This window comes from Streptomyces hygroscopicus subsp. hygroscopicus (genome assembly GCF_030269125.1).
Taxonomy (GTDB): Bacteria; Actinomycetota; Actinomycetes; order Streptomycetales; family Streptomycetaceae; genus Streptomyces; species Streptomyces hygroscopicus_C.
Genome location: NZ_BSSM01000018.1, coordinates 1 through 12708 on the forward strand (window position 1 = coordinate 1; position 12708 = coordinate 12708).

At 71.3% G+C, this 12708-nt stretch carries 11 protein-coding genes and 1 pseudogene; 5 read left to right on the forward strand and 7 right to left on the reverse strand.

Annotated elements, in window-relative coordinates; genetic code table 11:
* From QSK45_RS31325 to QSK45_RS31345, 5 genes and pseudogenes are all read left to right on the forward strand, one after another.
* Positions 1–1700 (forward strand): Ig-like domain-containing protein (locus QSK45_RS31325; protein ID WP_285562273.1); only part of this gene is annotated, 1700 nt, incomplete at its 5' end.
* A 314-nt stretch (positions 1701–2014) separates the two neighbouring features.
* Positions 2015–2257: a chaplin family protein gene (locus tag QSK45_RS31330; protein WP_285562274.1), complete on the forward strand. Its 243-nt coding sequence runs from the start codon at positions 2015–2017 to the stop codon at positions 2255–2257.
* 202 nt (positions 2258–2459) lie between these two features.
* Positions 2460–3881, forward strand: a complete 1422-nt coding sequence (locus QSK45_RS31335) for an NsdA family TPR-like regulatory protein (protein WP_490993644.1) — start codon at positions 2460–2462, stop codon at positions 3879–3881.
* Between the two features lie 768 nt (positions 3882–4649).
* The gene (locus QSK45_RS31340; RefSeq protein WP_285562276.1) at positions 4650–5738 is read left to right on the forward strand and encodes a choice-of-anchor I domain-containing protein; all 1089 of its coding nucleotides are present in this window, start codon (positions 4650–4652) and stop codon (positions 5736–5738) included.
* A 237-nt stretch (positions 5739–5975) separates the two neighbouring features.
* A pseudogene (locus QSK45_RS31345) lies at positions 5976–6445 on the forward strand (FadR/GntR family transcriptional regulator).
* A 31-nt stretch (positions 6446–6476) separates the two neighbouring features.
* On the opposite strand, the gene QSK45_RS31350 reads toward QSK45_RS31345, so the two are convergent.
* From QSK45_RS31350 to QSK45_RS31380, 7 genes are all read right to left on the reverse strand, one after another.
* On the reverse strand, positions 6477–7034 hold the full coding sequence (locus QSK45_RS31350) for a hypothetical protein (RefSeq protein ID WP_285562277.1): 558 nt from the start codon (positions 7032–7034) through the stop codon (positions 6477–6479).
* Positions 7035–7127: 93 nt separating this feature from the next.
* The gene (locus QSK45_RS31355) at positions 7128–7907 is read right to left on the reverse strand and encodes an HAD-IIA family hydrolase (RefSeq protein WP_285562278.1); all 780 of its coding nucleotides are present in this window, start codon (positions 7905–7907) and stop codon (positions 7128–7130) included.
* Between the two features lie 73 nt (positions 7908–7980).
* Positions 7981–8835: an alkaline phosphatase family protein gene (locus tag QSK45_RS31360; RefSeq protein WP_285562279.1), complete on the reverse strand. Its 855-nt coding sequence runs from the start codon at positions 8833–8835 to the stop codon at positions 7981–7983.
* Between the two features lie 73 nt (positions 8836–8908).
* On the reverse strand, positions 8909–9964 hold the full coding sequence (locus QSK45_RS31365) for a 2-aminoethylphosphonate ABC transporter substrate-binding protein (RefSeq protein WP_285562280.1): 1056 nt from the start codon (positions 9962–9964) through the stop codon (positions 8909–8911).
* A gap of 44 nt (positions 9965–10008) precedes the next feature.
* Positions 10009–10806 (reverse strand): ABC transporter permease, encoded by a 798-nt coding sequence (locus tag QSK45_RS31370; protein ID WP_285562281.1) that lies wholly within the window; start codon positions 10804–10806, stop codon positions 10009–10011.
* Positions 10793–11668, reverse strand: a complete 876-nt coding sequence (locus QSK45_RS31375; RefSeq protein ID WP_285562282.1) for a 2-aminoethylphosphonate ABC transporter permease subunit — start codon at positions 11666–11668, stop codon at positions 10793–10795. The genes QSK45_RS31370 and QSK45_RS31375 overlap by 14 nt, the downstream gene beginning before the upstream one ends.
* On the reverse strand, positions 11661–12707 hold the full coding sequence (locus tag QSK45_RS31380) for an ABC transporter ATP-binding protein (RefSeq protein WP_285562283.1): 1047 nt from the start codon (positions 12705–12707) through the stop codon (positions 11661–11663). Before QSK45_RS31380 ends, QSK45_RS31375 begins: the two co-directional genes overlap by 8 nt.
* Between the last annotated feature and the right edge of the window lies 1 nt (position 12708).

The window sequence follows — 12708 nt, forward strand, 5'->3', positions numbered from 1 at the left end:
CCGCCGTACCACCGGGCGCCGGCACCCCCACCGGCACCGTCAGCTTCTTCGACGGCGCCACCCTCCTCGGCACCGCCACACTCAGCGGCGGCACCGCAACCCTCACCACCTCCGCACTCCCGGTCGGCACCCACTCCCTCACCGCCGTCTACAACGGCAACGCCAACTTCAGCCCGTCCACCTCACCCGTGGACACCCAGACGGTGACCCAGGTGGCGACCACCACCACCCTCACGTCCGCCCCCGACCCCTCCGTCTTCGGCCAGGCGAAAACCCTGACCGCGACCGTCACCGCCGTACCGCCGGGAGCCGGCACACCCACCGGCACCGTCAGCTTCTTCGACGGCGCCACCCTCCTCGGCACCGCCACACTCGTCGGCGGCACCGCAACCCTCACCACCTCCACCCTCGCCGTCGGCACCCACTCCCTCACCGCCGTCTACAACGGCAGCACAAACTTCGCCGGATCGACGTCCCCGGTAGACATCCAGACCGTCACCCAGGTGGCGACCACGACCACCCTCACCTCCGCCCCCGACCCCTCCGTCTTCGGCCAGGCCAAGACCCTGACCGCGACGGTCACCGCCGTACCGCCGGGCGCAGGCACACCCACCGGAACCGTCAGCTTCTTCGACGGCGCCACCCTCCTCGGCACCGCCACACTCAGCGGCGGCACCGCAACCCTCACCACCTCCACCCTCGCCGTCGGCACCCACTCCCTCACCGCCGTCTACAACGGCAACGCCAACTTCAACCCGTCCACCTCACCCGTGGACACCCAGACGGTCACCCAGGCGGCGACCACCACCACCCTCACCTCCGCGCCCGACCCCTCCGTCTTCGGCCAGGCCAAGACCCTCACGGCCACCGTCACCGCCGTACCACCGGGCGCCGGCACCCCCACCGGCACCGTCAGCTTCTTCGACGGCGCCACCCTCCTCGGCACCGCCACACTCAGCGGCGGCACCGCAACCCTCACCACCTCCGCACTCCCGGTCGGGACGCACTCCCTCATCGCCGTCTACAGCGGCAACGCCACCTTCGGCAGCTCCGCGTCCCCCGTCGACACCCAGACCGTCACCAAGGCCTCGACCACCACCACCCTCACCTCCGCCCCCAACCCGTCCATCGCCGGTCAGGCCGTCACGCTGACCGCGACCGTCACCGCCGTGCCGCCGGGTACCGGCACGCCGACCGGAACCGTGAGCTTCTTCGACGGTGCCACCCTGCTGGGCACCAGCGCCCTCGTCGGCGGCACCGCCACCCTCACCACCTCCAGCCTCACCGTCGGCACCCACTCCCTCACCGCCGTCTACAACGGAAGCGCCAACTACAACCCCTCCACCTCGCCGGTGGTCACCCAGACGGTCACGAGCGGGACTCCGGCCGCGACGACCCTGACGGCGACGGCGGGGACGGCCACGATCGGCTCCGACGGCCTCGCCCATGTCTCCACGTTGAAGGCCACGTTGACGGTGAGCAGTTCCGGCGCGCCCGTGCCGGGGCAGACGATCACCTTCAAGGTCGGTACCACCACGCTGGGTACGGCCGTGACGAACGCCTCGGGCGTGGCGCAGCTCAGCAACGCGACCGTGGACCCGCAGACCATCATCCGGGCGGGCAGCCGCTACACGGCGACCTTCGCGGGAACGTCCTCCTTCGCGCCGTCCAGCGCCACCGCCTCACTCGTCCTCGCCTGATCGGCCCCTCGAAGGCGGATCGTTCTCACAGAGACGCCGCAAAACGCCCGAGCGGCACCCTCCGCGGTGCCGCTCGGGCAACCGTTCCTCCTCCGCGAGCCGCCGTGGCGACCACCGTCACCACGGCGGCTCCGGCAAGCCGGCTCGTCCGGTACCGGCCGCGCGCGGTAGCGACACGGCAGACCCGCACCGAAGTACCATCGGCCAAACGAGCGAGAGCACTTGGTCCGCGTTACTGCGGAAAATCGACGCTCGTTCTCCCGTGTGACCACACCCCGCCAAGCCGAGCGGGGCACTTCACTCAGGAGACTCCTGTGACTTTCGCAAAAAGGATGTCCTTCGCCGCCGTTGCCGTCGGCAGTCTGGTGATGACGGGCGCCGGGATCGCGTCGGCCGACACCGGGGCGATCGCGGTGACCAACAACAACCCCGGCCTTCTCTCCGGGTTCGCGGCTCCCACCGTCGCCTCCAACCCGCTGAACAACTGCGGCAACTACACTCCGGCGGGCGCGAGCCTCCTTTCCGGAACGGCCGGGGACACCTGCCTGACCGATTAGCCGGGAACTGCCGACGCCGAACGCGGACCGGGATACCCGGTCCGCGTTCGGCTTTTCGTGATTTCGGTGGACGGATGTCAACACCGCGAACACCCACCGGCTCCCCTTGATCACCCCTTCGCATATGCCCAGGACAAGGACAGGGGGCGGAGTATGCTATGCCGAACACGCGGAGAATCAGCGAAATATCCAGGAGCGTGTCATGGCCGCTCGACCCCTGTTGGGCCGTCAACCGAATCGACTTTTACAGGCTCTCGTCGAGGAAACCGGTGTGTCCAATGCCGGGCTGGCACGCCGGATCAACCTGTGCGGTGCCGAATACGGACTCGACCTCCGTTACGACAAGACGTCCGTCAGCCGCTGGCTGCGGGGCCAGCAAGCACGTGGGCTGACCCCCCAGATCGTCGCCGAGGTGCTGAGCAGGAAGCTCAACCGTGAGGTCACCGTCGCCGAGATCGGCATGGCGGACCTCACGGCACGGCACTCGCCCAAGGCGGGACTCACCTTCGTTCCGCCCCTGGCCGGAGCGATCGACCAGGTCTGCGGCTTATGGCGAGCCGACGCGGGTCGGCCCGCCTACGCACAAGGTTCCAGGGTGGGCACCCCCCGGCTTCTCGCATCGTGCCGGGACTGGCTGGCAGGCCACGCCGACGCGGACGTCTCCCGGTCGGCCGGATGCCGCGTCGGCGCCGCGGACATCGAGACGGTGCGCGTGATCACCCAGGACCTGGCCGCCGCCGACCACCGTTTCGGCAGCGGCCACATAAGGCCGATGGCGGTCCACTGCCTCAACACCCTGGTCGCGAAACTCCTCAAGGGCTCGTACAGCCAGCGCACGGGACGCCGGCTCTTCGCCTGCGCGGCCCGATTGACGGAGCTGGCGGGTTACATGGCGGTCGACGTCGGCAGACCGGGACTCGCACAGCGCTATTACATCCAGGCCCTGCGGCTCTCGCAGGCGGCGGACGATCGCGGCTACGGCGCCTACATCATCGCGAGGAGCATCTGTCAGCTCGCGGTCTCCTCCGGGCACGATCGGATGGTCGTTCAGGCGGCACGCATCGCCCTCCAGGGCACGCCCCAGCCGGCCACACCGACGCTCCGCGCGCTCCTGCACGCATCGGAGGCCCGCGGGCACGCCGTCACCGGCGACCTAGCGGCCTACCGGAACGCCGCGGCGCAGGCCCAGGAGGCGCTGGCGCAGGCCGGGACGGAAAGCGAACCGGAGTGGGCCGAGAACTTCGACCAGGCGTATCTCGCCGGCGAACTGGCTCATTGCTGTCTCGCGTTGGGCCGGCCGAACCTCGCGGTGCGGGAGGCGAGCCGAGCCCTCTCGGCCCACCCCGGGTCCCGCAAGCGCAGACGGGCCATCGACCTCCTTCTCCTGGCCACGGCTCAACTGCGGGCGGGGGAAGTGGAGGAGGCCTGCGCCGCCGCCACGTCGGCCGTCCGGCTGTCCGTCGATTTACGGTCCAGCCTGTGCAGCGGATATATGGATCATTTTCAGTCACTGCTGGCGGATTCATCCCGGGTGGCCGCCGCCCGCGAGTTCGAAGAAGCACTCATGCACGCCCGTACGGAAAAGCGGAATCAGGAGGCCGCCACCTCGCGCGCCTACGCGTGACAGGGGTGGTACATCGGCGATTTCTCTTGTGTGCATCCGACGGGCGCGAGAGGTACCGGTGAATTCTTGATGAGGTCCGGCGCCGAGTGCTGCAATGGAAACATCCACGCCGGTCGACAGCCCCCGGACGGGGCTCGGCAAACGGCCGTCGGCTTTCCCGTCAACGGAAGGACCAAGGCGACGCCGCCGTATGCCGGTGGGCAGCTCTGCCCTGGGGACGGTGGATCCGTCAGTCGGTGCCAGCTCGGAGGGCGCCGACTGACGCGCGTTCACCGGACGACGGCAACCACGGCCCGGTGAGTGCCGATGCCGCCCGGATCGACGCGGACCCGGCATGGTGGCGCGTGCACCCGGCCCTCCTCCGCGCCCGCTGTCGGCCCGTCACCCGCTCCCTTGTTCCAAGGTGCCGGGGCAGGGTGGTGAGCGACGTGCGGCGACGTCGTACCACCGCCCTTTCGTGCCCGGGTGCCGATGTCATCCGCTCGGCCCATCTCCCTTCACCACGGCGGCAGGTGGCCCGCACCGCCGACCAAGGCCCGAGGCGCCGCGTCACCCGCGATCGGACCGCCCCGAGCACCCCGGGACTCACACCCCGCCTCCCCTGCCCGTGTGATTCCGTTGCTCATCCAGGCGATCTCCTGTGGCGCGGCCCGGACCCACCCCCCAAGATCACATGTGAGAGAACGGTGAAGAAGCGCCAGCGTGCCCCTCACGTCCGCAGCGGTCCTTCGTTCTCGGTCACCCCACTGACTGTCAGGAGAGTTGTCCATGCACGTCACACACGACCCGCGGGCGGCGCGTACCTCCCGAACCCGAACTCTCCGCGGGGCCCTCGCCCGACGCGGCGGGCTCTCGCTCACCACCGCGGCGGTCACGCTGTTCGCCCTCGTCCTCCCCGCCACCGGCTCGCAGGCCGCGACGGAGCATGCGGGGGCGGGGGTGTCGACGTGGCATTCCGGGGGGAACGACGGCTGGCGAGACCACCGCGTCTACGTGGCCGACCAGGCCGACGACGCGGTGTCCGTGATCAACACCGCGACCAACAGGGTGATCGGCACCATCCCGGTGGGTGAGACGCCCTTCGGTGTGGCGGTGTCCGAGGACCTCCAGCGCGCGTACGTGACGAACCACGGCGGGAACTCGGTGTCCGTGATCAACACGGCCACCAACACGGTGACCGCCACCATCCCCGTCGGAACGGGGCCCTACGGCGTCGCGGTGGACTCCGCTCGGCGACGGGTCTACGTGGCCAATGAGACCTCCGGCACCGTCTCGGTGATCAACACGGCCACGAACGCGGTCACGGCGACCATCAACGTCGGGGGCAGCCCGTTCGCCGTAGCCGCCGCCGGGCGGCTCGGCCGTGTCTACGTGACCGACATCAACGCCGACAGGGTGTCCGTCATCAAATCCTCCACCAACGCGGTGACAGCCACCGTTCCCGTGGGCGACACTCCGGTCGCGGTGGCCGTGGACGAGTCCAGGCACCTCGCGTACGTGACCGATCAGGCTGCCAACGCGGTCTCCGTCTTCAGCACGAGGACCAACTCGGTCACGAAGACGATTCCGGTGGGCGCCACCCCCTTCGGCATCGCGCTGGCGCTGTGGCGCGGCAACGCGTACGTCGCCAACCAGGGCGCCGGCACCGTGTCCGTCATCAACAGGCAGACCGAGACGGTCTCGGGGACGGTTCCGGTCGGCCAGGCGCCGACGGGAGTCGCCGCCGACCCGCTGTGCGGCCACATCTTCGTGACCAACCTCCTGTCCAACACGGTCTCGGTGATCAACCCGGTCACCAGGAAGGTGATCGTCACGATCCCCGTGGGCACCGCCCCCAGTGGTGTGGCCGTCGGCTGAGCGACGGCACCGTCTCGCAGCGGTGACCTCCGTGCCCGGACGGCGAGCGGGCCGGGGGCCGCACGGCGCATCGCGGGGCGGGACGGGCCGGCCGGCCCGTCCCGCCCCGCGACGGTCTGTCGCGTGTCCGCGCGGACGCGTCGTCGGCGGCTGGCTTCGCCACCGCGCCCCGGTGGCCGGAACCTGCCCCCGCACGACGGAGGGTCTTCCCGGACGCCGGGCCGCTCCCCTCCGGCCATGGCAGCGCGGGACCTCCAGGAGCGGATCAAGAAGCTGATCGTGGACCGGCGGCTGACCCCGGGGCACCGCTGCCGACCGAGCCTGAGCTGATGGAGTTCCTCGGCGCGAGCCGGAACTCGGCGCGCGAGGCGCTGAAGGCTCTCCAGGCGATGGGCATCGCCAAACGCGTTGGTCGACCGCATGGAACAGCAGGTGGCGCAGGGCGCCGGCCTCGCCGACACCGACCGTGCCTTCCACGCCACGCTCTACCAAAGCCTGGACGACGCCCTGCTCAGCGAGGTGCTGGAGGCGTTCTGGGACGCCTTCCACCGGGTGCGCCGGGACCTGGTGGACGTGCCGCAGGAACCCACGTCACCTGCCGCCGGCACCGGGAGATCCCGGACGCGGTCCGCGCCGGGGACTCGCCGCGGGCGGAGCGTGCCGCAAGGGACCACTTCGGGAACGTGCGGACACGGCTGTCGGGGTGAGCCGGGCTCCGTCCGCCGGAGCGAGGCCGGCTCAGCGGGGCCGCCGGCGGCGGGCGCGCAGGCCCACGGCGACGGCGGCGATCGAGGCGAGCGCGAGCCCTGTCACGGCCTGGGCGGTGTCCGGTCCGGAGCCGCTGGTGGCCACGGTGGCGAAGTGCGCGGTGGCCCCGGCGCCCGCGCCCGCGTCGACCGGGACTGCGGAGGCTCCTTTGCCCTGGGCCACGGCCTCGCTCCCGGTCACGGCCTCGTTCCCGGCCACGACCCTGATCGTGCCGCTGACCACCCGGTCGGCGCAGGTGACCCTGACGTCGTAGGACCCCGGCCCGACCGCGGAGCCGACCCGGGTCCTTCCGGACAGCGTGCCCTGGCCGCCGGTGAGGCGGGCGTCGGCGGTGAAGGCGCGGGAGGCGGCGGTGGCCTGCTGTCCGGTACAGCCGGTGACCCACAGGGTCACATCGGCCCCCGGTGCGGGAGCTTCGGGCGCCGCGGCGAGGGTGCCGCCGTCCGCGGCGTGCGCCGCGGGGGCCGACGTGCCGAGCGCGGCGACGGCCAGGAGGCCGCCGCACACAGTGAGGGGTAGTGAGCCCATCGTGAACCTCCAGACACTCAGGAGGTTCTCCCGGCCGGGGCGCCCCCGCATCCCGGGGGGTGCCCCGTTGCTCCATCCGGGTGAGGCCGGGTTTCAGATCAGGTCGACCAGGCCCGCGATCGAGTCCACGATCTCGGAGGGCCGGAAGGGATACCGGTCCACGTCCTCCGACCGGGTCACTCCGCTGAGCACCAGGAAGGTGCGCATGCCGGCTTCCAGGCCCGCCAGCACATCGGTGTCCATCCGGTCGCCGATCATCGCGGAGGTCTCGGAGTGGGCCCCGATCGCGTTCAGGCCCGCGCGCATCATCAGCGGGTTGGGCTTGCCGACGAAGTACGGCTTGCGGCCGGTCGCGGCGGTGATCAGGGCGGCGACCGAGCCGGTGGCGGGCAGGGCGCCCTCGGTGGAGGGGCCGACGTTGTCGGGGTTGGTGGCGATGAACCGGGCACCGTCGTTGATCAGCCGGACGGCCTTGGTCATGGCCTCGAAGGAGTAGGTGCGGGTCTCGCCGAGGATCACGAAGTCGGGCTCGTGGTCGGTGAGGACGTAGCCGACGTCGTGCAGCGCGGTGGTCAGGCCGGCCTCGCCGATGACGTAGGCGCTGCCGCCGGGCCGCTGGTCGTTCAGGAACTGGGCGGTCGCGAGCGCCGAGGTCCAGATGTTCGGCACCGGCACGTCCAGGCCCATCCGGCGCAGCCGGGCGTGCAGGTCGCGGGCGGTGTAGATGGAGTTGTTGGTGAGGACGAGGAAGGGGCGGCCCGAGTCGCGCAGCTTCTTCAGGAAGTCCTCGGCACCGGGGATCGGCACGCCCTCGTGGATCAGGACGCCGTCCATGTCGGTGAGCCACGATTCGATCGGCTTGCGGTCTGCCATGTTGTGCGTCTCCTGGCATGCGTGGGATCTACGAGCGGGGGCGCCGGAACCACGGCGTACCGACGCCCCCAGCCTAGTCAGCCGTGGCTGATCCGTACCCCGTCGTTCGGCGGGTAGCCGACGGAGTGTGCAGGGGGCGGCCGTCCAGGCCCCAGGCCGGGTCGAGGGCGATGCCGAGATGGGTGAGGGCGCAGGCGGCGACGTCCGGCATCCGCACGTCGTCGCGGACGGAGCCGGGCGGGAGGCCGCCGCCGACGGCGATCAGGAAGGTCCGGCTCTCCTGCGGGCTGGGGCCGCCGTGGCCGCCGGTGTCGGTGTGGCCGTGGTCGGCGGTGACCATGACCAGCCAGTCCTCGTCCGCGGGGCGCGCACCGACGGCGGCCACGAGCTGTCCGACGTGGACGTCCGCGCCGCGGATGGCCTCCAGGTACTGCCGCGAGGCGGCGCCGTGCTCGTGACCCGCCTGGTCGATGCCGTCCAGCTGCACGAACAGGGCGTCCGGTGCCCCGCCGCGCAGCTCGGCGACCACCCGGGACGTCGTACCGGCGTCGTACTCGGCGCGCGGCGTGGCCACCCGCGTGCCGACCTTCGCGGAGAAGACGGTCTCGGCGAGCGGGGCCCAGGAGGTGACCGCGCAGGTGTTCAGGCCGGGAGCGGCCGTCGACACCCGGCTGAGGAAGTCCGGGTACTCGGCGAATCTGCCGCCGCTGAAGGTGTTGTCCCGCACGTGGTGCTTGTCGGGCCACACACCGGTGAGGACGGTGGCCCATCCGGGACCGGACAGGGTGGGCGCGTGCGGCTCGATACGGCTCGGCGCGGTGAGCCCGGCGGCCATCAGCGCGGCCAGGTGCGGGGCGCCGGCGTCCTCGATACGGCTGAGGAGCGCGCCGTCCAGACCTATGACCAGCACCTTCGGTGTACGGGGCACGGAAACCTCCGGGTGGAGAGGGCGGCATGGCACCGCCCCCGGTGCGGACCAGGGGCGGTGCGATGTCAATCAATCAGCTTCCGGTCGCCGACTTCCAGTCCTCGACGTACGACGTCAGGTTCTTGTCGATGTCGCTCCAGTCCGGCTGGAAGAACTGGACGCCGTCCATCAGCTGGGTGAGGGCGACGGCGTTGGCGTCGGTGGCCTTGACGTCCTCGCGGGCGGAGAACCCGCCCCCGATGGAGCTGACCTCGGTCTGCGCCTGCCGCGACAGCATGAAGTCGAGCAGCTTCCTGCCGGCCGCGCTGTGCGGCGCCCTGGTGACCAGGCCCGCCGCGTAGGGCAGGGCGAAGGTGGAGGGCTTGCCGTCCTTGCCCGCCGGGAACCAGATGCCCAGGTTGGGCATGCTCTTGGACTGGGCGTAGTTCATCTGGACGTCGCCGTTGGCGACGAGCAGCTCGCCCTTGTCCACCTTGGGCGCGAGCTTGCCGGTGGAGGCGGAGGGGCCGACGTTGTTGGCCTGGAGCTTCTTCAGATAGGCGAGGGCCTGGTCCTTGCCGCCGAGGTCGTGCATGGTCTGGATCAGCACGGCCGTACCGTCGCCGGCGACGCCCGGGGTGGAGTACTGGAGCTTGTTCCTGTACTTCGCGTCGAGCAGGTCGTCCCAGGTCTTCGGCGCCCGCGTCAGCTCCTTCTTGTTGTAGACGAAGCCGAAGTAGTTGTTGACGACGGAGGTCCACGTGCCGTCGGGCGCCTTGTCGGCCCCGCTGACCGCGGTGGATCCCTCGGGCTCGTACTTCTGCAGCAGGCCCTTGGCGTCGGCCTGCTGGATGAACGGCGGCAGCGTGACCAGCACGTCGGCCTGCGGGTTGCTCTTCTCGCGGACGGCGCGCTGCACCATCTCGCCGGAGCCGCCCTCGACGTACTTGACCTTGATACCGGTCTTCTTGGTGAAGTCCGCGAAGACCTTGTCGTACCAGCCGTCGCCGTTCTCGCCCTTGAGGCCGTCCGCGCTGTAGACGGTGACCTCCTTGGCGTCGGAGGCGGCGGAGGAGGAACCACAGGCGGACAGCGCGGGGGCGGCGAGCAGGGTGACGGCTATGGCGAGCGAGAGTCGGGTTCTGGACATGGCGAGAGGAACTCCTGGCGCTTTCGGGGGATCGGGGGGAGCGATCAGCGGTACGACGCCCGGGTACGGACCCGGGAGACGGCGAACAGGACGAGCAGGGTCGCGGCCATCAGCACCACGGCGACGGCGGAGCCGCTGAACAGCGCGCCGCGGTCGGTGGCCGCGTAGATCAGGACGGGCAGCGGGGTCCAGTCCGGCGGATAGAGCATCATCGTGGCGCTCAACTCGCCCATCGACAGGGCGAAGCAGAGGCCGGCGGCCGCGGTGAGCGACGGCAGCAGCAGGGGCAGCCGTACCCGCCACAGCACGTAGGAGGGCCGGGCGCCGAGGGAGGCGGCGGCCTGTTCGTAGGCCGGGTCGAGGCGGGTGACCGCCGCCGACACGGACTGGTGGGCGAAGGCGGTGACCAGCACGGTGTGCGCGAGGATCACGATCCACCGGGTGCCGTTGAGCAGCAGCGGCGGCTTGGAGAAGGCCACCAGGACCGACAGCCCCACCACCACCGAGGGAACGGCGACCGGCAGCATGAACAGGGCGTCCAGCACCCGCTTGCCGCGCTTCTTCAGGGACGCCCCGGCGAGCGCCGCCCAGGTGCCCGTGGCCAGCGCGAGCACACTGGCGCCGGCGGCCGTGAGCAGGCTGGTGAGGAGCGCCTGGAGGGCCTCGCCCCGGGTCGCGGAGCGGTAGTTGGCGAGCGTCAGGCCCGAGGGCAGGACGCTGGACCAGTGCGTGGCGAGGGAGGCGCCGAGCACCACGAGCAGCGGCAGCGCGAACAGCGGCAGGAAGAGGACGAGGAACACCGCCCACAGGGCCCACCTGGCCCCTCGGCTATGCACCAGCACGGCGGCTCACCACCCGGTAGAGGCCGTAAAGACCCACGGATATCAGGACGTTGACGACGGCGACCACGCAGGCGCCCGGGTAGTCGGACTCCAGGATCGCCTTGCTGTAGACCAGCATCGGCAGGGTGGTGACCCCCTTGGCTCCGGTGAAGAGCACGATGCCGAACTCGTTGAGGCAGAGCACCAGGACGAGGCTGCCGCCGGCCGCGAGCGCGGGCAGCGCCTCCGGCAGGATCACCTTCCGCACGATCCGCGGCGCCCGCGCGCCCAGCGAACTGGCCGCCTCCAGCTGGGCGGTGTCCAGCTGCGAGAACGCGGCGAGCAGCGGGCGCATCACGAACGGCGTGAAGTAGGTGGTCTCGGCGAGCAGCACGCCCCAGGGCGTGTTCAGGAACTGGAACGGCCCCTGCGCGGCGCCCGTGAGACCGGTCCACGCCCCGTTGGCCATGCCGACGGTGCCGTAGACGAACAGCAGGGCCAGCGTGATCAGGAAGGACGGGAAGGACAGGAACACGTCCACGAACCGCGCCACCGCCTTCGCCCCGGGGAACGGCACGAACGCGATCACCAGCGCGAGCAGGAACCCGAGGACCAGACACCCGGCGGTGGAGGCCGGCGCCAGCCACACGGTGGTCCAGAGCGCCTTGCGGAACGCCTCCGACGCGAACACGTCGGCGTACGGCTGGACCGAGGTCCCGCCGCTGTCCGGCCGGAAGGACTGCTGGACGACCAGGGCGAGGGGGTAGAGGAAGAAGAGGGCGAGGAGGGCGACGGGGGGCAGCGCCCACACCAGCGCGCCGAACGGCCGCGGGCGGCGCGCCCCTCCCCCCACGGCCCGCGCCGTCCGGACGGCCTCAGCCATGACCCACTCCCGCGGGCAGCAGCACCGCGTCGTCGGACGCGAAGTGCAGCGTGACCTCGTCGCCCCGACCCGGCGGGTCCTTCAGCTCCCGTACGTCCGCCATGACATCGTGCTCACCGACCCTGACGTAGAGCCGGTGCGTGGCTCCCCGCCACTGGATCTCCCGGACGACACCGGTGAGTCGGTTGGGGCCCTCGCCCAGCCCGACCAGATGCGGCCGTACGCACAGCGTGGCCCGCGCCCCCGCGACCGCCGCCGCCGTGTCGACCTTCACCTCGGTACCGGCGAAACCGACACCCTCACGACCCACCGTCACCGGCAGCAGGTTCGCGCCGCCGACGAAGGACGCCGTGAACTCGTCGGCCGGTGCCCGGTACAGCTCCCGCGGGGTTCCGCAGGCCCGCAGCCGCGCCTTGTCCATCACCGCGATCCGGTCCGCGAGGGTCAGCGCCTCGACCTGGTCGTGGGTGACGTAGAGCATGGTGACGTCGGGCAGGTCCCGGTGGAGCCGGGCGAGTTCGGCGAGCATCCCGGAGCGCAGCCGGGCGTCGAGCGCGGACAGCGGCTCGTCGAGGAGCAGTACGCCGGGCCGGATGGCGAGCGCGCGGGCGATGGCGACGCGCTGCTGCTGTCCGCCGGACAGCTCGCGCGGATGGCGGCGGGCGTAGGCGGCCATACCGGTCATCTCCAGGGCCTCGGCGACCCGTCGGCGTATCTCGCTCCTGGCCGTCCCGCGCGCCCTGAGGCCGAAGGCCACGTTCTCGTCGACCCGCATGTGCGGGAAGAGCGCGTACTGCTGGACGACCATCCCGACGCCCCGCCGGTACGGCGGCAGGTCCGTCACGTCCCGGCCGCCGAGGAGCACCCGCCCGGACGCGGGCCGGACGAACCCGGCGACCGCCCGCAGCGCGGTGGTCTTGCCGGAGCCGGAGGGCCCGAGGAGCGCCATGACCTCGCCGGGCTCGACGGTCAGATCGAGGGCGTCGAGGACGACATCGCCGTCGTAGGCGACCGTGACGGAATCGAAACGGATGCTCATC

What these genes read in the sequence shown, in the direction of transcription:
- QSK45_RS31335 (WP_490993644.1), top strand. Translation starts at nt 2,460, where the DNA reads ATGGCCGCTCGACCCCTGTTGGGCCGTCAACCGAATCGACTTTTACAG.
- QSK45_RS31340 (WP_285562276.1), top strand. Translation starts at nt 4,650, where the DNA reads ATGCACGTCACACACGACCCGCGGGCGGCGCGTACCTCCCGAACCCGA.
- QSK45_RS31350 (WP_285562277.1), bottom strand. Translation starts at nt 7,034, where the DNA reads ATGGGCTCACTACCCCTCACTGTGTGCGGCGGCCTCCTGGCCGTCGCC.
- QSK45_RS31355 (WP_285562278.1), bottom strand. Translation starts at nt 7,907, where the DNA reads ATGGCAGACCGCAAGCCGATCGAATCGTGGCTCACCGACATGGACGGC.
- QSK45_RS31365 (WP_285562280.1), bottom strand. Translation starts at nt 9,964, where the DNA reads ATGTCCAGAACCCGACTCTCGCTCGCCATAGCCGTCACCCTGCTCGCC.
- QSK45_RS31375 (WP_285562282.1), bottom strand. Translation starts at nt 11,668, where the DNA reads ATGGCTGAGGCCGTCCGGACGGCGCGGGCCGTGGGGGGAGGGGCGCGC.
- QSK45_RS31380 (WP_285562283.1), bottom strand. Translation starts at nt 12,707, where the DNA reads ATGAGCATCCGTTTCGATTCCGTCACGGTCGCCTACGACGGCGATGTC.